21 protein-coding genes and 1 tRNA gene are annotated in these 20,425 nt (G+C 60.1%); 10 read left to right on the top strand and 12 right to left on the bottom strand.

Features of this window, described 5'->3' with window-relative positions:
* The first annotated feature begins 2 nt into the window (after positions 1 to 2).
* Positions 3 to 143 carry a photosystem II reaction center protein PsbN gene (psbN, locus tag DXY29_RS10570; RefSeq protein WP_011363291.1) on the top strand — a complete coding sequence of 47 codons (141 nt, stop codon included), beginning with the start codon at positions 3 to 5 and terminating at the stop codon, positions 141 to 143.
* Here the strand turns inward: psbN and DXY29_RS10565 are convergent.
* Complete coding sequence (locus DXY29_RS10565; protein ID WP_115024951.1) at positions 131 to 3,070, bottom strand: glycoside hydrolase family 38 C-terminal domain-containing protein; 2,940 nt, start codon at positions 3,068 to 3,070, stop codon at positions 131 to 133. The two genes, psbN and DXY29_RS10565, sit on opposite strands and share 13 nt — an antisense overlap.
* Positions 3,071 to 3,134: 64 nt before the next feature.
* Here DXY29_RS10565 and DXY29_RS10560 point away from each other — a divergent pair, with 64 nt between their 5' ends.
* A complete protein-coding gene (locus DXY29_RS10560; RefSeq protein WP_006172424.1) occupies positions 3,135 to 3,254 on the top strand; it encodes a photosystem II reaction center protein I in 120 nt (39 codons plus the stop codon).
* 74 nt (positions 3,255 to 3,328) lie between these two features.
* Positions 3,329 to 6,241: a DUF3769 domain-containing protein gene (locus DXY29_RS10555; RefSeq protein WP_244279372.1), complete on the top strand. Its 2,913-nt coding sequence runs from the start codon at positions 3,329 to 3,331 to the stop codon at positions 6,239 to 6,241.
* Here the strand turns inward: DXY29_RS10555 and DXY29_RS10550 are convergent, their stop codons facing one another.
* The 7 genes from DXY29_RS10550 to DXY29_RS10520 form a co-directional block, all read right to left on the bottom strand.
* A complete protein-coding gene (locus DXY29_RS10550) occupies positions 6,242 to 6,676 on the bottom strand; it encodes a pentapeptide repeat-containing protein (RefSeq protein WP_115025057.1) in 435 nt (144 codons plus the stop codon).
* 51 nt (positions 6,677 to 6,727) lie between these two features.
* Positions 6,728 to 7,342, bottom strand: coding sequence for a 3-isopropylmalate dehydratase small subunit 2 (locus DXY29_RS10545; RefSeq protein ID WP_115024950.1), 615 nt, complete (start codon positions 7,340 to 7,342; stop codon positions 6,728 to 6,730).
* On the bottom strand, positions 7,342 to 8,760 hold the full coding sequence (leuC, locus tag DXY29_RS10540; protein WP_115024949.1) for a 3-isopropylmalate dehydratase large subunit: 1,419 nt from the start codon (positions 8,758 to 8,760) through the stop codon (positions 7,342 to 7,344). The genes DXY29_RS10545 and leuC overlap by 1 nt, the downstream gene beginning before the upstream one ends.
* Before the next feature lie 26 nt (positions 8,761 to 8,786).
* On the bottom strand, positions 8,787 to 10,046 hold the full coding sequence (locus tag DXY29_RS10535) for a competence/damage-inducible protein A (protein WP_115024948.1): 1,260 nt from the start codon (positions 10,044 to 10,046) through the stop codon (positions 8,787 to 8,789).
* Positions 10,039 to 11,181, bottom strand: a complete 1,143-nt coding sequence (locus tag DXY29_RS10530; protein ID WP_115024947.1) for a glycosyltransferase family 4 protein — start codon at positions 11,179 to 11,181, stop codon at positions 10,039 to 10,041. Before DXY29_RS10530 ends, DXY29_RS10535 begins: the two co-directional genes overlap by 8 nt.
* Before the next feature lie 115 nt (positions 11,182 to 11,296).
* A complete protein-coding gene (glyA, locus tag DXY29_RS10525) occupies positions 11,297 to 12,586 on the bottom strand; it encodes a serine hydroxymethyltransferase (RefSeq protein WP_115024946.1) in 1,290 nt (429 codons plus the stop codon).
* 94 nt (positions 12,587 to 12,680) lie between these two features.
* Positions 12,681 to 12,754 (bottom strand) — tRNA-Arg (locus DXY29_RS10520).
* A gap of 88 nt (positions 12,755 to 12,842) precedes the next feature.
* Between DXY29_RS10520 and DXY29_RS10515 the strand changes: the two genes are divergently transcribed.
* Genes DXY29_RS10515 through DXY29_RS10505 form a run of 3 tightly spaced genes read left to right on the top strand, consistent with a single transcriptional unit; the run spans position 12,843 to position 13,709 of the window.
* The gene (locus DXY29_RS10515) at positions 12,843 to 13,088 is read left to right on the top strand and encodes a hypothetical protein (protein WP_115024945.1); all 246 of its coding nucleotides are present in this window, start codon (positions 12,843 to 12,845) and stop codon (positions 13,086 to 13,088) included.
* 39 nt (positions 13,089 to 13,127) lie between these two features.
* Complete coding sequence (locus DXY29_RS10510; RefSeq protein ID WP_115024944.1) at positions 13,128 to 13,418, top strand: DUF3181 family protein; 291 nt, start codon at positions 13,128 to 13,130, stop codon at positions 13,416 to 13,418.
* A gap of 27 nt (positions 13,419 to 13,445) precedes the next feature.
* A complete protein-coding gene (locus DXY29_RS10505) occupies positions 13,446 to 13,709 on the top strand; it encodes a cytochrome-c oxidase (RefSeq protein ID WP_115024943.1) in 264 nt (87 codons plus the stop codon).
* Here the strand turns inward: DXY29_RS10505 and murJ are convergent.
* Positions 13,696 to 15,303, bottom strand: a complete 1,608-nt coding sequence (gene murJ / locus DXY29_RS10500) for a murein biosynthesis integral membrane protein MurJ (RefSeq protein WP_115024942.1) — start codon at positions 15,301 to 15,303, stop codon at positions 13,696 to 13,698. The genes DXY29_RS10505 and murJ overlap by 14 nt on opposite strands.
* 68 nt (positions 15,304 to 15,371) lie before the next feature.
* Here murJ and sfsA point away from each other — a divergent pair, with 68 nt between their 5' ends.
* From sfsA to DXY29_RS10480, 4 genes are all read left to right on the top strand, one after another.
* The gene (sfsA, locus tag DXY29_RS10495) at positions 15,372 to 16,136 is read left to right on the top strand and encodes a DNA/RNA nuclease SfsA (RefSeq protein WP_115024941.1); all 765 of its coding nucleotides are present in this window, start codon (positions 15,372 to 15,374) and stop codon (positions 16,134 to 16,136) included.
* A 104-nt stretch (positions 16,137 to 16,240) separates the two neighbouring features.
* Positions 16,241 to 17,713 (top strand): ammonium transporter, encoded by a 1,473-nt coding sequence (locus tag DXY29_RS10490; protein WP_115025056.1) that lies wholly within the window; start codon positions 16,241 to 16,243, stop codon positions 17,711 to 17,713.
* 110 nt (positions 17,714 to 17,823) lie between these two features.
* On the top strand, positions 17,824 to 19,023 hold the full coding sequence (locus tag DXY29_RS10485) for a 4-hydroxy-3-methylbut-2-enyl diphosphate reductase (protein ID WP_115024940.1): 1,200 nt from the start codon (positions 17,824 to 17,826) through the stop codon (positions 19,021 to 19,023).
* Between the two features lie 61 nt (positions 19,024 to 19,084).
* Positions 19,085 to 19,693 (top strand): DUF1997 domain-containing protein, encoded by a 609-nt coding sequence (locus tag DXY29_RS10480; protein WP_115024939.1) that lies wholly within the window; start codon positions 19,085 to 19,087, stop codon positions 19,691 to 19,693.
* A 22-nt stretch (positions 19,694 to 19,715) separates the two neighbouring features.
* Here the strand turns inward: DXY29_RS10480 and DXY29_RS13935 are convergent, their stop codons facing one another.
* The 3 genes from DXY29_RS13935 to DXY29_RS13555 all read right to left on the bottom strand — a co-directional run bounded on the left by DXY29_RS13935 (position 19,716) and on the right by DXY29_RS13555 (position 20,382).
* Positions 19,716 to 19,925 carry a bifunctional hydroxymethylpyrimidine kinase/phosphomethylpyrimidine kinase gene (locus tag DXY29_RS13935; RefSeq protein WP_371411084.1) on the bottom strand — a complete coding sequence of 70 codons (210 nt, stop codon included), beginning with the start codon at positions 19,923 to 19,925 and terminating at the stop codon, positions 19,716 to 19,718.
* A gap of 2 nt (positions 19,926 to 19,927) precedes the next feature.
* Positions 19,928 to 20,152 (bottom strand): bifunctional hydroxymethylpyrimidine kinase/phosphomethylpyrimidine kinase, encoded by a 225-nt coding sequence (locus DXY29_RS13930; RefSeq protein WP_170952196.1) that lies wholly within the window; start codon positions 20,150 to 20,152, stop codon positions 19,928 to 19,930.
* A 74-nt stretch (positions 20,153 to 20,226) separates the two neighbouring features.
* The gene (locus tag DXY29_RS13555) at positions 20,227 to 20,382 is read right to left on the bottom strand and encodes a hypothetical protein (RefSeq protein WP_170952195.1); all 156 of its coding nucleotides are present in this window, start codon (positions 20,380 to 20,382) and stop codon (positions 20,227 to 20,229) included.
* Between the last annotated feature and the right edge of the window lie 43 nt (positions 20,383 to 20,425).

Genomic DNA, 20,425 nt, shown 5'->3' with positions numbered 1-20,425 from the left:
TGATGGAAACGTCGTCCCCAGCCCTGTCCGTTGCCATCGGTGTGCTCGCCGTTTTGTTCGGACTCACCGGTTTTGGTGTGTACCAGGCCTTTGGCCCGCCATCAAAAGCTCTCGATGACCCGTTTGACGATCACGAGGACTGAGACAGCACTAGAGACACGAGGTCTCCGGGAGCGATCACCACTTGATCTGTTGCAGTTGAGTCGGCCTGAAAGCGAACGCGCCAGCCTGAACCGGGGGCCCATCTACAGCGAGCAGATCCCGCGTTCATCAGCTTCAGCAAGCAGTCACCGCCATTCCGCTGCAGAGCAACCGGCGTGAGCTGATTCGGGAGCGATGGGACCCACTGACGCAGCTCAGCGGGCAGAGGTGCACAACAACCCGGCTCGCGAAATGCAATCGCAGCCTGGGGTACACCGGCATCGCTCCAGGAGCCTGACAACGGCATGAGGGCAAGACGCTGGCGATGCCAGCCCTGATCAGCACTGGGATCAGGCCAGGTTGGACCGCGCAGCAGCGAAATGCCCAGTCGTGATGGAGACCAATCAACCCCCTGAGGACCATCCAGCAACACAGCCAACCCACCTCCAGGAGCCGCCGACTGTGAAGCGAACCAGGAGATCACAGGGACTTCCCAACGGGCTTTTTCCCGGGGTGTCATCGGCTCAGCAGGGCGTTCAATCACCCCTCCACTGGTGTCGGCACCGATCCGAACGGCGCGAGTCGCCAGCGGCAGCTCCAGGCGCAACAACTCGTGGGTCTGGCACCAGTCGATGCTGCAGATCAGCTCCAGCCAAGGCGTATCGGCCTTCAGCCGCAGGTCCAGGCGCATGGAACTGGCACCAATTTTGCGCCTCAGCACCAAATGGGCGACCAGGGGGCCCTTGTCGAGCCATTGCAACGATCCCGTGGAGTCAACACCCAGGGGATTGGAGCGGTAACCAGCAGCCAGATCCCAGGCATCCCAAAATTCTCCACGGTCTCGGTAGCGCTCGAGCTGCAGCGGCGCCGACAACTGCTCTCTTCCATCACGCCCCTTGAAAGCAAGGAGTCCGGCTGCGGAGACCTCAAGTTCAACCAAATCATTACCCAGACGCCAGGCTCCTGACCCCAGCGACGCGATGACCACGGGATGACGGGGTTCAGAAGGACAGTGCTTCAACCCTGGTTCAAGCCTGAGGGGCACAGAGCAACTGCCTTGCTGACGTGGCAACTGCACCCAAGTTCCACCAACCGCAGCAGCCTGCTGGGGCAGTGAAACGGCATCGACCGACCACGATCCAGCTGGAAGCCGAACCAGTGGTGACCAAGAGGCCAAAGGTTGCAGACCCCACCAACTCCAGTCCACCGCGGAGTCATTCGCACGGGGCAGCCTTGCCAGTCTCCGGTCGCGTTCCTGGCGGGCCTGGCGCCGAGCCGTGCACCAGACCGGTTCCGCCTGCTCAAACACCTCCGGGATAGAAGTTCCCGGAAGGATGTCGTGAAACTGCTGAAACAACAGCGGACGCCAATCGCTGCTGCCGCTGTCCTGACCAGCGAGTGTCAACAGGGCCGAAGCAGCGTCGGCTTCCCGCAAAAGCCGCTCCAGCGTGCGGTTGTGACGCTTCTGATCTGGGCGGCTGCTGGCGCAGCCGCGGTGCAACTCCAGAAACAGCTCATCGCGCCACACCGGCCAGGCCTGATCACCCCGCTCCAGCTCCGTCAGGAACTCACGCACCGTGCCGGCTTGGGTAGGCAACGCATTCGTTTGCCCCTCCCAGAGCTCGATCTGCTCCAGCAATTCGTCGGTGGGACCACCACCGTGATCTCCAACACCAGGGATCCAGAGCGCCTTTTCTAGCCCCGTGGCCTCATGCCATGCACGCTGCTCCACCAACATCTCCACGGGGTCAGCACGACGCCCGATCGGCGGCAACATCAGGCTCCGCAGTTCGGATCGTCCCCGTCCACGCCAACGGAACACACGGTGCGGAAAGGGGTTCTCGGCATTCCAGGCCAACTTGTGCGTACAGAACCAGCGCACACCGGTGGCGACAGCCACCGCAGGCAATCCTGCCGCGAAACCAAAGCTGTCTGGCAGCCAGGCCAATTCATGGACCCATTCCGGGAAGCGGCGACGGCTGTCGTCCTGACCAAGAGCGAATTGATTCCACAACGACGCCGTGCTGACCAGAACGCAGTCCGTCTCCACCCAGGGACCATTAATCGGCTCCCAGCGGCCGTCGCGGCTGGCCTCCTGGATCTCAGCAAACAGAGCAGGGCGATGCTGCTCCATCCAGGCGTAAAGCGCCGGCGTGGAATGGGCAAAGCGCAGCTTTGGCCAGCGCCGCATCAGAGCCAATGCCGATCGAAAGGTGCGTTCAGCGGCCTGCCATGTATCGGCAACCGGCCAGAGCCAGGCCAGATCCAAATGAGCATGACCGAGCCAATGCATTGAACCTCCAGGGCTTGCCGCCTGGTGAAGGTGCGTCGCGACAGCGACCTGAGCCTCAGCGCCGCTGGGGTCCAGATCCGCCCAATGCTGCGGCAGATCACCATCCGCTGCCAGATGCAGTTCCAAGGCCGAGGGGAGCAGCGTGCCCTCTGGATCCCTGCCCGCTGATTGCGGCTCCAGGTCCAGATGGCTGCTGATCAGAGCTCCATCGTCATGCAGTGGGCTGCGAAGCTCCAGCAAAAGATTCAGCGCAGACCCCTGGCGGCATCGCTCGGGAAGAGGCCAGCGACAGGCGGTATCAAACAGATCCCCCTCATGCACCAGCACGTCGTCAACCCATAGCCGCATGTGCTCAGCCCACCAGCTCAGCACCAGCCGTGCACGGCAAGACTCCTTATTGCACCAGCCATCTGGCCAGAACAACCGCTGTTCAAGACGCAGCCATTGACGCCCCCTTGGCCAAATCAGCAGACCACGTTTGGCCCAGTCCGGGCGATGGGTCGATCCCCAAGTTTCATCAAGAAAAACACCGGCCTTGGCAGACCCTGACCGACGCCAATCCGCACGCAGATCACGACGCGACCGACTGCGAAACGTTTCAATCCACTCCGATCGAGCGACCTGTTCAGGGTTCATTCCCCAGCTAACGCTGTTATGCCCCATAAGATGATGCCCTTGTCACAGACGCCGGTCGGTCTCCATGCTCGCCCTCAAGATCTCCGTCTATTCGGTCGTCTTCTTTTTCATCGGCATTTTCGTGTTCGGGTTCCTTGCGAGCGATCCAAGCCGCACTCCCAGCCGTAAAGACCTCGAAGATTGAGTGACCCTCTCGAACAGACCGCGCAACGCACTGGTCTGAACAAGGCTGGATCCTGGGGCTGAGCTGGCAGGATCGTGGCCCGCAGCAGGATTGCCTTGGGGGCTCATCGCCTTCTCTTCGCACTGACTGGAACCCTGATTACGGGATCGGTCTCGGCATTGCCAGTTTCAGCCTCATCGGCTGAACAGATTTCCGCTGTGGCACCAGCACCTGCGCATCTGAAAATCAAGGCAGATCGTCAGTACAGCGATCGCAACACCAAGGCCACAATCGCCGAAGGCAACGTCAGCATTCAGCTCGGAAACGCTGAACTGCGCGCCGATCGGATTGAATTCGATGCTGGCTTCCGCACGCTCTATGCCCGCGGTGCCGTGCGTTTAAGACGCGGCAAGCAATATTTTCAAGCGTCAAGCTTCCGCTACAACCTCGTCCAAAACGAAGGTCAACTCAATGATGTCTATGGGGTCATCGACCTAGAGGAGCCCCTCACCAATCCGTTTACAACCTCTCGCACAACATCCCCAGCGACTGAGAAACGGCCTGAGACACCATCTGAGTCGCCGTCAAAGATTTCTTCCATAGAAGACACCCCAGAGAGCAACGAGGACATGCCTCCGGTGGCCTGTCCTCCTCTCCTCCCTCCGGTACCCGACTGGCATCCACAACCCTGGGCGGTCACAGCCTGGGGAGGCCAAATGATTGACGCCGCCTTCGGCGACACCTTCATGTTTAACGGTCGGATGCGACCGGAAGCCGTGCTGGGCTTGGGCGTGCAAAGGCGAATCATGCGCGCTGGGCCACTGGCCATCGAACTTGAGGCTGACCTGTTCAGCCACATGGCCAAGCAGCAACAGGGGGGCGAATTCAACCAGAGCAACCCCTATTCCGATCTACCCCCACAAGGCTTCGGCGAAGGGGTCCTGGGGATCGGAGCACGCGTCTGGGTTCAGCCGTGGCTGAGCCTCAGCTTCGTGGAAGGCATCAGTTACAACGCTGACGTCAGCCTTTACGAGAAAACGTTCCGCGAGAACTACACCCAACTGCTGAACTATCTCGGCTTCGAGGTCGAGGCCGCTGTCTCCTCCGACCTGTCACTCGTCGGCCGAATTCACCACCGCTCCGGTGCGTTCGGTGCCTATGGAGGGGTCAGCGAAGGCAGCAATGCCTACTTGCTCGGCCTGCGCTACCGCTGGGGACGGGACACACCCCAGCCGGAGAGCGCCATGATGCCTCCCCTGCCGGAGTGTGCAGATCCGGATCGCGACCATCGCGTCAAGCCTTCCTCCCTCTCTGACCGCCTCGACTCCATTGCCCTCGGTGACGGCGGTGACCCCCAGCGCCATGTCTCCAGTGATGGCAAAACCGAACAGGAAGCGATTCCCCCGGCCCAGCAGCAAGCCATGCGGACGGAGGCAATTGCCAAGATCGACCAGCGCGTCTCGGACATCGACTTCCAGGGCAGCTTCAGCATCGAACGACGCAGCGGCATCCCCGTTCAACGCCTGAATTCCTCAATCAGGGATGAAAACCGCTTCGGTGTGGTCAAAGTTCCTCAACTCAAGAGTCTGGGAAGCACAAATCTCCTCAATGGCACGATCAGCCGCTGGAGAATCCAGGCTTCGAAGGTCTTGATCACGGCGGATGGCTGGCAAGCCGACCGCATGGGATTCAGCAACGATCCGTTCACCCCTGCTCAAACCAGGATCGATGCAGAGGATGTGATTGCCAGGGAACAAGCCAATGGTGATGTGCTGATCTCGGCGCGTCGCAACCGCCTGATCGTCGAAGAGCGACTGCCCATCCCTGTGACACGTCGACAGCTCATCCAGAAGGAGGAGGAAGTTGAGAACCGTCTGGTTGTTGGCATCGACAACAAAGACCGCGGTGGCCTTTTTGTGGGACGCAACCTCAAGCCTCTAACCATCGGTACCAGCACGGAGCTATCCCTTCAGCCGCAGTTCATGCTCCAGCGCGCCATGGACGGCGATTTCAACAGTGCCGGTGATTTGTTTGGCTTGGACGCCAAACTTCGCGGCCGGTACGGGGATTACAGGCTGAGCGCCGACGCCGACATGAGCAGCTTTGATCCCGATGACATCCTCAGCGCAAGTCGCTTCTGGGGAAGCTTCGGCAGAGATATCGACCTGGGCAGCTTGGGCGTGCTGGAAACCAAACTGTTCGGGGCTTACCGCTATCGCACCTGGAATGGCTCCCTGGGTGAGACCGACATCAATGCGGCCTATGGCGTCTACGCCCAGACCCGGGGCAGCTGGTCGACAGGGGACATAGACCACAACTATCTGATTCGAGGTGCCATCGGTGACTACGACGCCGATCGCTTCAACAGCAACCGCCCCTTACGTACTGGGCGTGGCAGCTTGTATGCCTCAATCACCAGCCAGATTCCCCTGTTGAAAGGGAACACAGCAGAGCTGATTCCAACGGCGGCCTATCGCTATTCCCCCGTTCCAATTGTTCCCGGGTTGAGTCTGAACACCAACGTCAACACTTCGGTGGCTGTCTATGGCGATGGCCGTCACCAAGAGACCCTTAGCCTCAGCGGAGGCCCCACCATCACCCTGGGCACCTTCAGCAAGCCTTTCCTCGATTTCACACAGATCTCGATCGTGGGCAGCGGCTCCCTGAAAAACGGCAACAGCCCCTTCGCCTTTGATCGGAACGTCGATCTCGCCACCCTTGGGATCGGGCTCACCCAGCAGATCGTGGGGCCGGTCGTGCTGAGTACAGGCGTCAGTTACAACGTCGACCCCGGTTCGCAGTACTACGGCAAAACGGTCAACTCGAACGTCGAACTGCGCTGGCAACGTCGCAGTTACGACGTCGGGATCTACTTCAATCCGTACGAAGGTATTGGTGGCGTCCGATTCCGTCTCAACGACTTTGGCTTTAAAGGCACAGGAGTGCCATTTGTGCCTTACACCCCGACGAACTGGATGGAGACGAACAACTCGGATCGACCCTTCTGATCAGTCACCGCCGCCGATGATCAGATCACTTCCGAGAAGTGAAGCACCGGCGTAACGCATGCCGGTGGTCCGAACGTTCGGCGCATAGGCATTGATCACCTGAGCGTCCCGCAGATCGGCATTGCGCAGATCCACACCAGACAGCTCTGCATTGCTGAGATTGGCTCCCCGCAGGTCAGCTCCTTGCAGCAGGGCCCCCGTCAGATCAGCACCTTCAAGATTCGCCTCCCTGAGATCGGCTCCGCGCAAATCGCTGCCCCGAAAATCAGCGCCGATGAGGTGAGCCTGACGGAAATCCGCATGGCGCAGGTCACAACCAGGACAACTGCGATCCAAGGGATCGTGGGGCTGGACCTGAAGCGGCATGGCACCTGCGGGACCGACACCGACAAGAACCAACAACGGCAACAACAACCGCGACAACGAATGAGCCATCAACACGCAACCTCCTGTCTCTTTCATAGACACAGGAGTCGCGCTTGACCGTCAATTGGCGGCGAATTGGTTGATGTACGGCAGTGATTGCATCAACGCTGCGACCTGAGGGCCATGGTCCAGAAGCTGGGACGTGGCATCCCAGCGACCGCTGCGCAGCATGTCCAATGGGCCGGCATCGATCGACACAGGCCAGCTGGACTCCGCCGACGTCAATTGCAAACCAGCAAGGTCCAGCTGCCACGAGCCACCTGGTTCACGAGACACCTGCGCCTGAATCGCCTTGATCTCATCCGGCGCAGCCGTTGCACAGGGAATGCCCAGAGCGAGGCAGTTGCCATAGAAAATCTCAGCAAAACTGACACCGACCACTGCACGGATTCCCCAGCGCATCAACGCCTGGGGTGCATGCTCACGGCTGGAACCGCAGCCGAAATTGCCATTCACCACCAGGATCGAGGCACCCTGATAACGGACCTGATCAAAGGGATGCTCGCCGGAGAGTTCCAGACGGTCATCAGCAAACACCTGGTCGCCCAGCGCCTCGAAACTGACGCATTTAAGAAACCGTGCCGGAATAATCCGATCCGTATCGATGTCTTCGCCTGGCACGGCAATGGCCGTTCCACTCACATGCTGAACAGGACCAGTCGGGAAGAGAGCCATCACGATGCTGACGGAGAAATCAAAGTACGGACATCAGTCACACGACCATTCACGGCAGCAGCGGCCACCATCGCTGGACTCATCAACAAAGTCCGCCCACTGGCCGATCCCTGCCGACCCTTGAAATTTCGATTGCTGGAGCTGGCGCTGATTTGGCGTCCCTCCAACCGGTCAGGATTCATGGCCAGACACATCGAACAACCAGGTTCCCGCCACTCGAAGCCTGCGGCACGGAACACCGCATCCAGCCCTTCCGCTTCAGCGGCTTTTGCCACCTGCTCCGAGCCGGGAACCACAAACGCCTTGATGCCCTCAGCCACCTGGCGCCCACGGGCCACATCGGCAGCGGCACGGAGATCGCTGAGACGACCATTGGTGCAGCTGCCGATGAAACAGACATCCACAGGGACTCCAGCAATGGCCGTTCCTGGCTGGAGATCCATATAGCGGTAGGCCTCCTCCGCGATCGGACGCTCCCCTGAATCCAGCTGATCGAGGCTGGGAACCGTTTCATCGATCCCCAATCCCTGGCCGGGAGTGATGCCCCAGGTCACCGTGGGTGGAATCGCAGCCGCATCGAAGACCACCTCATCGTCGACCGTTGCATCGGGGTCGGTGGACAGGGAGCTCCACCAGGAGACAGCGCGGGTCCAGGCATCACCCTCCGGGGCATGGGGACGACCTTTCAGATAGTCAAAGGTGATCTGGTCAGGATTGACGTAACCGCAACGGGCTCCACCCTCGATCGCCATGTTGCAGAGGGTCATCCGCTCTTCCATGGACAGCGCCTCGATCGCAGGCCCTGCGAACTCATAGGCGTAACCAACGCCGCCTTTCACACCAAGGCGGCGAATCACATGAAGGATCAGATCCTTGGCAGACACCCCCTCCGACAGGTGGCCATTCACCTGAATTCGGCGCACCTTGAGCTTGTTCATGGCCAGGCTCTGGCTGGCAAGCACATCGCGGACCTGACTGGTCCCGATTCCGAAGGCGATCGCCCCGAAGGCGCCATGGGTGGAGGTGTGGGAGTCACCGCAAGCCACCGTCATCCCCGGCTGGGTCAGACCGAGCTCCGGGGCAATCACATGAACGATGCCCTGCCTTCCGCTGCCGATGTTGTTGAGAGGAATGCCGTACTCCTGACAGTTCCGCTCCAAGGTGCTGAGCATCTCCTCCGCCAACGGGTCGGCGAACGGACGTTGCTGGGAGGTAGTCGGCACAATGTGATCCACCGTGGCCACCGTGCGCTCGGGACAACGCACCGTCAGTCCCTTGTCCTTCAGAGCCGAGAACGCCTGGGGACTGGTGACCTCATGGATGAGATGAAGACCGACAAACAATTGGGTGGATCCGCCGGGAAGCTCCGCCACCCGATGCAGATCCCACACCTTGTCGTAGAGGGTGCCGGAACTCAACTGTTCAGCCGCAGGAACCGTCGACCCTAAACCTGAGCGAGCAAGCGCAGACGAAGACGGTCTAAGCCGCGGATCACGCTCAACCTCTGAATAGCCGCCCGGCCACGGCGCTCACCGAAGCGGTGCACCCAAGCCTCACAACCATGGGGGCCGGCCAAGGCAAGGTGCACCAAGCCCACAGGCTTCTCGGCGCTTCCACCTCCAGGCCCGGCAATTCCACTCACCGCAATCGCCCAGTCACAATTCAGGCGCTCTCTGGCTCCCCGGGCCATCGCTTCGACCACTGGCTGCGAGACAGCACCGTGGGTCATCAGCAGATCCGTCGACACCCCAAGCAGGCCCTGTTTCACCGCATTGCTGTAAGCGATAACGCCACCCTGAAAAACCGATGAGGAGCCTGCAACAGCCGTGAGAGCCGCCGCCAGTGCGCCTCCGGTGCAGGATTCAGCCACCGCCAGAGACTGATCCTGTTGCTTGAGCAGGCTGATCACCACCGACGCCAGGCTGTCCTCATCCACGCCGTAGCAGTGGTCCCCTGTGCGGCGCCGCAGCTCCGCTTCAAGCGGCACCAGCATCTGAGCTGCAGCATCGGCACTCGAGGCACAGGCTGTGAGCCGTAATTTCACGTCTCCGAGGGAGGCGTAGGGCGCCACCGTTGGATTGGTGGAGGCCAACAGATCAGCAACGCGCTCGGCCAGATCGGATTCACCAATACCGCTGAAGCGAAGTTGACGGCTAACAAATATCCCGGTGGCACCACCATGCGCTTGGAGCCACGGGACGGCCGTCTCCGTCCACATTGCCTGCATCTCCGAGGGCACCCCCGGAAAGGTGAGGATGGTGAAATCCGGTCGCGGCGACCAGATCATCCCGGGAGCCGAGCCCTTTGGATTGGGAAGAACCTCAGCCCCGCGGGGGAGAAAAGCCTGGCTGCGATTGCTGGGAGCCACCGGCCGGCCTCCCGCTGATAACTTCCGCTGGATCTCCAGCCAGAGCTCTGGACGTTCCTCCAGAGGAGTCTCGAAGGCAGCAGCCAGGGCATCTGTGGTGAGGTCATCCGGCGTGGGGCCCAAACCGCCTGTCGTCACCAGAACCCTGCAACGCTGCGACGCCTCACGCACGGCGGCGACCAAGCGGTCTTTGTTGTCGCCGACGACCGTTTGGCGGTAATGCGGCAACCCCAAAGCAGCCAACTGTTCAGCGATCCATCGGGCATTGCCATTAAGGATGTCGCCCAACAGCAACTCCGTGCCCACACACAGAACTTCAACGCCCGATTCAGCCACGCGGCTTGCCAAGGGCAGCAGGGTCTACGGGTGTGGCACGCGGCGTGGTGCTCATCAGGGCCCGCTCGTGTTGCAGCTGACGCCGACTAATCACGACCGTGGCCACCAGGATGGCTGTAGCAAGAGCCAGCCAGAGGAAGCGCATCTCAGCGTTGGCAACTACCAGGGCAAGGGCTGCGAGCCACTGGGTGAAGACGTAGATCAACAGAACCGTGCGCCGATGACTGAACCCGGCGCGAAGCAAACGGTGATGGAGGTGACGGCGGTCGGGATAGAAGGGAGAGCGGCCTTCCCGCAGCCGGCCCATGATCACGGCCGACATGTCGGCCAGCGGCAGCGAGAGAATCAGGAGCGGCAGCAGCAAGCTGACGGTTGTGAGCCCCTTGGCGGGTCCCACGATGCTGACGGCAGCGAGGGTGAACCCGAGGAAGTAGGAACCCCCATCGCCCATGAAAATCCGGGCTGGGTTGAAGTTATGTCGCAAGAAACCAAGGCAGCAGCCAGCCAGTGCAGCGGCCAGGAATCCAGCGGCCACCTGATGAAGCGAAAAGCTGACGGACACCAGTCCGACAGCGGCAATGCCAGCAACCCCAGCGGCGAGGCCATCAAGGCCATCCAACCAGTTGATGGCATTGGTAATCCCTACCAGCCAAACAACGGTTGCCAAAAGGCTGAGGCCGTCCGGCAAGGCAATCGGACCTGCGGAAGCGGTGAGCCAGGGGAGATCGATTGCTCCAATCCGAACGCCCTGGCTCCAAACCGCACAAGCCACGGCGACCTGCCCAGCCAGCCGAGGCCACGGGGAAAGGGCGAAGAGGTCATCCGCCAAGCCGATCAGAAAAAAGCAGAGTGAACCGGCCAGGGTGCTCCAAATCAGTTGATCCCTTGCCGGAGCCAGCAGTCCGAAGCCCCCCATCGACCAAACCGCCGCCAAGGCCAGACAAAAACCCAGCACCATGGCAACCCCCCCAAGTCTCACCATGGGGGTGATGTGCTGCTTGCGCTCATCGGGCTGATCGGTCCACCCGAAGCGAAGACCCAGCCGTCGCACCCGGGGTACCAGCACCGTGGTGATCACCGCGGCCAGAAGAAAACTGACCGAGGCAACCGCAATAGGGCTGGCCAAGAGATTCACAAAAGCTCCGGGAAAGAGACGGTCCCCCGGTCAGAAGGAGTAATCCCAATCCTAAAGAGCTTGCAACCCGCACAGCAAAACCCACCCAAGCTGCTTCGAGTGGAAGGGCCGAACCTCACGCCAGAACAGGCTGCTTGCTGTCGGCGTAGAGGGGGAAGCGCTCACAGAGAGCAGCCACACGGTCCAGGCAACGCTGCCGAATCGCGTCATCCTCGGGATTCAGAAGACGGTCGGCAATCACATCAGCGACCTCGCGGAAGGCTTGAACATCAAAACCGCGCGTGGTCAGTGCAGCAGTTCCCAGCCGCAGGCCACTGGTGACGAAGGGTGATTCGGGGTCAAAGGGAACCGTGTTCTTGTTGGCCGTGATGTGCACATCACTCACCAGCAGATCAGCCACTTTTCCTGTCATCGAAATGCACCGCAGATCAAGCAGCACCACATGATTATCGGTGCCACCACTGACGACATCGACGCCGCGGGCAATCAGCTGTTCGGCGAGGGCCGCCGCATTGGCGACCACCTGCTGGCTGTAAGCCTTGAACGAAGGCTGCAACGCTTCACCAAAAGCCACAGCCTTGGCCGCGATCACGTGCTCTAAAGGGCCGCCCTGACTGCCGGGGAAAACGGCCTTGTCGAATTTTTTGGCGAAATCAGCATCGCGGCACAAAATCAAACCACCACGGGGGCCGCGAAGGGTTTTGTGGGTGGTGGTGGTCACCACATCGCAGTGAGGCACCGGACTGGGGTGGACGCCAGCAGCCACGAGGCCGGCGATGTGGGCCATATCGGCCAGCAGATAGGCACCCACTTCATCCGCGATGGCACGGAACGCAGCGAAGTCAATCGTTCGCGGATAGGCGGAATAGCCACAAACAATCAGCTTGGGCTTGTGCTCCAGAGCAAGCTGCCGAATCGCCTCCATATCCAGGCGTTGGGTCTCCTTATCGACGCCGTATTGAACGACGTTGAACCACTTGCCACTGACGTTGACCGGAGAGCCATGGGTCAGATGACCGCCATGGGACAGGTCGAGCCCCATGATCGTGTCCCCGGGCTGCAGCAGGGCCAGAAAAACGGCGAAGTTGGCTTGGGCACCGCTGTGGGGCTGCACATTGGCCCATGCAGCCCCGAACAACTGCTTGGCCCGCTCGATGGCCAACTCCTCAATGGCATCAACGTGCTCACAACCGCCGTAATACCGCTTGCTGGGCAGACCCTCGGCGTACTTGTTGGTCAGAACAGAACCCTGAGCCTGCATCACCGCGCGGGACGCGAAGTTCTCTGATGCGATCAGCTCAAGGTGGGTTTCCTGACGCTGCTGTTCCTGGTTGATGAACGCAGCAATATCCGGATCCGATTGAGCCAGATCAGCGTCGATGGCGCGTCCAGAAGCCTGGCCCATGAAATGTCAGTAAAGCTTCGACCAATCGTAAGAAACCACAGCGATCAGGCTGAGCGATCAACCAAAAAAAAACTGCCCATGGGGGCAGTTGAAACGCGCCTGGAGAGATTCGAACTCCCGACCCTCTGATCCGTAGTCAGATGCTCTAATCCGCTGAGCTACAAGCGCTGGCGTGGAACCATCAGACCCCATCGAGGGTCCGCTCGTCAACCGGGCCCCGGCCGCGCCAGGATTCAGGTGTTTCTGTGCCCGAGCAATGCCGATCCGCTGGTATGGCCCCGCTAACCCTGAGGATCCGACTTATCGGCATTTCGAGCGCATCGTGAACCTATGCCTTCACGGAGGCATCTTCGCCGCGGTGAACAGCGGCAGTTGGTTCCTGCAGGAGATGCGCCATCCCTTTCCTCCGGGAAGCTTGACCTGGGTCACCGGACTCTGGGCAACCTTGTGGCTGGGCCAGTTGATATGGGTAATTCTTCAGCGACCAAAGCCAGAGGAATAAAGCCAGCATGGAGGCATCCCCCTCGCTCCTCCTGGGCTGATGTCCCTTTCCGCCAGCGATCTGCAGGACCTTCAAAGCGCTTTAGCTGATCGCCTTTACGTTCAAATCAGCGGCTGGCATCTTTACCTCGGCGATGCCGAGCTGGCCTCCGCCCTCGCAATCGAATGCAGTGCTCGTGTCAATCAAGGAGCTGAAGTTGCTGCTCGGCAGGCGCTTGACGCCGTGAAGGTTCCGCTGGCAGGAGGCGCTAGTCAGCTCCCCCTCGCCAAACTCATTCCCCCCAGCCAGCTCCGTGATCTCGAAGAGATCCTTGAGCCTTACTGCGGATAAGGTTGCAGTCCATCCGCCGCGGTTGGTGTGCTGATCATTGAAGTCACCAACTCGAGAGACGTCGTTCGCCAGCGCATCGGCCGACTGGGTGAACGGCTGATTGGACGGGTGGTCGATGCAGAGGCCCAGGTCGAAAAGGCCCTGATTCAGGAACTGGAAACCGCCTTCAAAGAGTTCGGGATCGAAGCCCGGATCGTTTCTGTTCAAGGACCACAGCTCGTGGGTCGCGAACAGTTGGAACTTCCCATCCAGGTGCGTGAAGAGCGTGATATTCGTCTCAGCGAGACCTGAATCGACCCACCAAAAGCTGCGTGATCTCCCGCACCTCCGCCACCTTGAATTGAGCACCGATCAAGGCAAACAACAGCAGACCCAGCAGGCCAGGTGCAGACACCTTCAGGAGCAGGCCCACGACTCCTGAAGGCCAGCTCACCACGGCCAACAGAATCCCGGCGGCGCCTGCGGCCAGCACACCAGCGATGGCCAGCCGCAAAAGATCAAGCCCCCAGCGCCGCAATGGGAGGCCTGAGATTCGTTGCTGCAAAGCAAACAACAAGGCAAGACAGGTGAGCAGGTTGATGGCGACCGTGGCAAGCACTAACCCGGGCGCTCCGAAATTGAACGGCGACTGATTCCCCCAAGGGGTCGGGCCACCCACCAACAGCCAATCAAAAACCACGTTCAGACCGATCCCCGCCAGCGAGAGCCGAAAGGGCGTCGTCCCATCGCCGAGGGCATAAAAGACACGCACCAGCACATCCCGACCGAGGTAGGCCGGCATGCCAAGGCCGTAGGCCATCAGCAAACCCGTCACCAGCTGAGCCGCTGTCGCATCGAAGGCTCCACGCTCGTAGACCAGGGCGACGATGGGACCACCCAAGGCGATGAACAGACCGCCGAGAGGGATCATCGATGCAGTGGAAAGCATGAGCCCCTGCCGGATCCGTTCGATCAGCTGCGGTCGATCGGCCGGCGCCGTGAGCCTGGCGAAGGTGGGCAGCAAGGGCACCAGGAGTGCATTCGAGATCAGGCCCAGCGGCGTTTGCACCAGCAAATTGGCGTACCCCAGACCCGCAGCCGCACCGACGATTCCAGAGGCGAAAAACAGATCCGTGAACACATTGATCTGAAGCATTCCGGACGACAGCGTCGCGGGCCCCATCACACGCCAGACCTCTCGCACGCCGGGATGCCGCCAGTCCCAGACCAATTGGAACCGAGCCAACCCCTGCTGGATCAAAGCCGGCAGCTGGATCAACCACTGCAATAAAGCCCCCAGCAACGTGGCGAATGCCAACACCACACCCCCGGTCATGGCGGCGGACGGCAAGGCAATGTCAGCACCGAGCTGCCACCACAGAAGTCCCACACCCAAGATCAAGGCCCCGCTGGACATCAGCGGTGAGATCGCCGGAATCCAGAATTCATCTGCGGCGTTGAGGGAACCGAAGCCGAGCCCAATCAGTCCGGCCAACAGCGCCATCGGTGCCATGACCTGCAGCTGAACCCTGGCGATGGCGTGAAGATCGGGTGCCAGACCCGGCCCCACCAGGGTGATCAGGGGATCCGCCGCCAGCACCAGAACGATCGTGACCAGCAAAAGCAGAGCGCTGACGCTGGTGTTGAGAGCAGCAAGGATGTGAGCCCCTTCAGCCCGGGGGCGCCGGCTGAGAACACTCACCATGGCGCTGTGAAAAGGGCCGTTGATCCCCCCGAGGAGGATCAGAAGAAATCCAGGCAGCACATAGGCGTAGTTGTAGGCGTCATAGGCAGCACCAACCCCAAAGGCCGCTGCGATCACCAGCTGCCGGATGAGGCCACCCACCTTGCTCAGCAGGGTGCCAAGGGTCACCACCAATGCGATCCCCTTGAGTGAACGCGCCATTCCGCCCCCAGCACTGGGCGCATTGTGAATGCATCGCACGAGACCATGGGCAGATCTCGGCTGCTGCCATGACTGGCCTTCCCTCTCCGGGCGATGCCCTGCTGCGTTTTGAACCCCTGACGGAGGGCGTGCTGCTGAAGCGCTACAAACGCTTTCTCGCCGATGTGGAACTGAGCAGTGGTGAGACCGTCACGGCCCATTGCGCCAACACCGGTCCAATGACGGGGGTCTTGATCCCTGGCCAACGGGTGCGTCTCCGCCACGCACCCTCTCCAAAACGCAAGCTGGCCTGGACCTGGGAACAAGCCGAAGTTCCAGGTGCAGAGGGAAAACCCTGCTGGGTCGGCATTAATACCGCCCTCCCCAACCGCTTGATTCGGGCCACGATCGAAGCGGGGTGTCTGGACACTCAACTCGGTGCGATTGCGGGAATCCGCGGAGAGGTGGCCTACGGAACAAACAAGCGCAGCCGGATTGACCTCCTGCTGACCCCGGCAGAACAGAACCCCGATCAACGACTGATCTACTTAGAGGTGAAGAACACAACCTGGACCGACGGCAGAACCGCACTATTCCCTGACACGGTGACCGAGCGGGGCCAAAAGCATCTGATCGAGCTCATGGGTGTGCTTCCGGAAGCTCGCGCGGTGCTCGTGCCCTGCCTCAGCCGGCCAGATGTGAACGACTTTGCTCCCGGCGACAGTGCTGATCCGCGCTACGGAGAACTGTTTCGCCAATCCACCGCCAGCGGCGTGGAAGTTGTGCCGTGCTGTTTCAGCTTTGCCGCCGACGCGGTGCATTGGCAGGGAGTGCGACCAGTTAGACCAGTTTGATTTTTGGTAGCAGATCGAACATGGAAGGGGGCTTCCCCCAGGCAGCTTGGTTTGGTTCGTCTGGGAACATTCCAGACGTGTCTCGCAGCTCTGCACCCTCGTTCATGACAACTGCATTCCACGCGCCTCCAGAACGGCGGCGCAAAACACTCCAAGAGGCAAGCCTCCTGGAAGGCCCGATGCTGCTTCTCAAGAGCATCCGTGGCTTCAGCTCCAACCGCGCCATGACCTGGCTCGCCTGTGCGCCCTTGGCGCTTATGGGTCTGGGCATCTTCACGCTGTCTGCCAAAGCCGAAGAGCTACCTGAACTCTCCGCAGCTTTTCTGGCCAACAACCTCTGGCTTCTGGTCGCCACCATCCTGGTGATCTTCATGAACGCCGGCTTCGCCATGGTTGAAGCAGGCATGTGTCGGCAAAAGAATGCCGTCAATATCCTTGCCAAGAACCTGTTCGTGTTCGCCCTCGCGGTGACCGCCTACTGGTTCGTGGGCTACTCCTTTATGTATGGCGATGCCGCGATCGACGGCTGGCTGTACTTCGCAGGATTCTTCTTCGATCCGACCGTCACCGCTGAGACCATCAGCGATGCCGGCCTGGTCCCCACCGTTGATTTCCTGTTCCAGGCAGCCTTCGCCGGAACAGCTGCAACGATCGTTTCCGGCCTTGTGGCGGAGCGCATCAAGTTTGGTGAGTTCGTGATCTTCGCGCTCGTCCTCACTGCCTTCATTTATCCGGTTGCTGGCAGCTGGGAGTGGAACGGTGGCTGGCTCAACAGCGTGGGCAATGTCGAATTCATTGACTTCGCTGGCTCCTCGATTGTGCACTCCGTTGGTGCCTGGGCCGGCCTGGTCGGCGCCCTGCTACTTGGACCCCGCATCGGCAAATACGTCGATGGAAAGGTGCAGGCCATCCCTGGCCACAACATGTCCATCGCCACCCTCGGCGCTCTGATCCTCTGGATCGGCTGGTATGGCTTCAACCCCGGTTCCCAGCTGGCCATGGACCAGTGGGTTCCCTATGTGGCCGTCACGACCACCCTCGGCGCTGCCGGCGGTGCCATCGGTGCCACGGTGATCTCCACGATCACCTCTAAAAAGCCTGACCTGACCATGATCATCAACGGCATCTTGGCCGGCCTGGTGAGCGTGACCGCTGGTTGCGGCAACCTGACCCTGGCAGGCTCATGGGTAGCAGGTCTGGTGGGAGGCATCATCGTCGTCTTCTCCGTCGCTGCACTCGATGCCGCAGGCATTGACGATCCCGTGGGAGCCTTCTCCGTGCACGGTGTGTGCGGTGTGTGGGGCACGCTCGTGATTGGCCTCTGGGGCTATGACATCCAGGGCGACGGCTCACCTCTCGGCCTGCTTGTTGGCGGTGGTGTTGAGCAGCTCGGCATCCAGGCTCTGGGTACCGCTGCCTACGCCATCTGGACTGTTGTCACCTGCTACATCGCTTGGCAGATCATCGGCGCCCTCTTCGGTGGTATCCGCGTCACCGAACAGGAGGAGACCGAAGGCCTGGACATCGGCGAACACGGCATGGAGGCCTACGCCGGTTTCTCCACCATCAACAACTGATTCCTTTCAGGCACAGTTATTGATCTCAAGCCCGGCCGATCGGCCGGGCTTTTTTGCTGCCTGAATCGCAGCTTCAGGCCACATAGAGTTACCCCACACCGGCGCACCCCATGGACACCCACGCCTTCAAGCGCTCCCTCCATCATTCCGAGCGTTACAACCGGCGAGGCTTCGGGCGTGCCGAGGAAGTGGCAGAAAGCCTCGAACAGGCCTACCAGAGCGGTCTGATCGGCACGATTCGGGACAACGGCTATCGGCTTGAACACGGTCGGCTCGACGTTCGACTGGCCGAAGCATTCGGTTTCTGCTGGGGCGTCGAACGTGCCGTGGCAATGGCCTACGAGACCCGCAGGCACTACCCAAGCGAGCGTCTCTGGATCACGAACGAGATCATTCACAACCCCTCTGTGAACGATCATCTGAGAGAGATGAATGTCCAATTCATTCCCGTTGAACAAGGGGTGAAGGATTTCTCCGGTGTCACCTCCGGTGATGTGGTGATCCTTCCGGCCTTTGGCGCCACCGTTCAGGAAATGCAGTTGCTGAATGAGCGGGGCTGTCACATCGTTGATACCACCTGTCCCTGGGTCTCCAAGGTGTGGAACACCGTGGAGAAACACAAAAAGCACACCTTCACCTCGATCATTCACGGCAAGGTGAAGCACGAGGAGACACTCGCCACGAGCTCATTTGCCGGTACCTATCTGGTGGTGCTGGATCTGGAAGAAGCCCAGTACGTCGCCAATTACATCCTCGGCAACGGAAACCGCGATGCCTTCATCGAACGCTTTGCCAAAGCGTGCTCCCCTGGTTTCGATCCCGACAGAGACCTCGAACGCCTGGGTGTGGCCAACCAGACCACAATGCTCAAGAGCGAAACGGAGGAAATCGGACGCCTGTTCGAGCGAACGATGTTGAGCAAATACGGCCCCACCCAGCTCAACGATCACTTCCTGGCCTTCAACACCATCTGCGACGCAACCCAGGAGCGTCAGGACGCCATGTTCTCCCTGGTGGATGAACCGTTGGACCTGATGGTGGTAATCGGTGGCTTCAACTCGTCGAATACCACCCACCTGCAGGAAATCGCCATCAGCCGCGGCATCCGCTCCTTCCACATCGACACGCCCGAGCGCATTGACGTCGGCAGCAATTCAATTGAGCACAAACCCCTTTCCGCCGAGCTCTGTCGTGAAGGCGATTTCCTTCCTGAAGGACCCGTCAAGGTGGGAATCACCTCCGGTGCCTCAACCCCAGACCGGGCTGTGGAAGAGGTGATCGAAAAACTGATGCAATTGAGCGAAAACTGAATCGCAAGGAGCTTTACATTGGTTCATCTTTAATCCGCCCATCGTCGGCAGCTCCCTATCCGTGACTGTCTTGTCGCCCACTGAAACCGACAATCAGCTTCATGGTGCCGACCCCCAGGTGCGCTGCTACAGCAGCCACTTCGAGGATTCGATGCAGATGCTGGCTCCCCAAGCAGTCTTGGCGCGCTACCTGGATGACCACCAAAGCTGGTTTGAGCGTTGCGCCAGTCCAATGCAGATCGAGGCCATCGACCTGCAGTCCTACAGCCTGACCCTGGGGCGGTTCGGAAACTTCGGCTTCGAAGTGGAGCCAACGATTGCTCTGAGACTGCTGCCGCAACAGGAAGGGATGTACCGGATCGAAACACTGCGCACGGTGCCGCAGACCCTCGCACTGCGAAATCACTATGACGTCGACTTCCGCGCTGGGATGCGACTGATCCCTGAACAGGAGCAGACCTCAGTGCAGTGGGACCTTGATCTCAAGGTCTGGATCCGGCTACCCAAAGTGATTTCGATGTTGCCGGATCAGTTGGTCCAGAGCAGCGGTGACCATCTGCTGAAACAGATCGTTCGACAGATTTCGCGTCGGCTGACATGGAAGGTCCAAGAAGATTTCCATGCCAGCCATGGTCTGAGCTGCCCACCCCGTCAACGAGCAGCCTTCTAAAGCAGCAGGACTTGGGCCTAGCTCACTTGCTCACAAGTTCGCTCCTGCACCCCACACATCCAAGTCCCTGCCCACAGGCAACCGCTTGGAGCAATGCTTGCCTTACATAGACCTTGGCCTGGATCACGGCATCTGCGAGTGGTAGGCCGAGGACGAGAGCAGCCATGACTGCAGTACCGAGAGTGCATCCCGTCCACTTGTGGGAGTGGGTGGCGTCATTGCAAGCTGCGATCGCTAGATGCCAGGACCTTCACCAGCATCCACAATCGCCGATGAGTGCAACATCCCAAATTTCAAGACAGGGATAACGAGATCCGAAAAAACAGCCTCATTCTGCTGACCAACCGAAGAACAACTGAAGGGTTCAACATGCGTGACAACAAGACTATTTTGAGCCGTGACACACGTGATCACAGACGCAGCATGGAGATCGAAGCGCTGAAAGGTTTTGAGGTCCACCTGATGAGCGGCACCTCCAGCCGAATCACTGCCTCCAATCGTCAGCTCCGATCAGCAGCTCCCCGAGCTTTCCATCATTGATCGACCGGCGACGAATCAAGCATCAAATAATTCTTCAAGTTGGCCATGAAATCATGGATCTCCACCCGTTCTCGCTCTTGCGAACTTGAAAGAACAACACTCCATGGCAACGGAAGATCGATGCCAGTAGCAATCTTCAACCAATGCATCCGTTCGATTTGATCGGCTATACGGCACAAATAACTACTCATC

This window comes from Synechococcus sp. UW69 (assembly GCF_900474185.1).
In the GTDB taxonomy this organism is placed as follows: domain Bacteria; phylum Cyanobacteriota; class Cyanobacteriia; order PCC-6307; family Cyanobiaceae; genus Parasynechococcus.
This window is presented reverse-complemented; position numbering and strand designations above follow the sequence as displayed.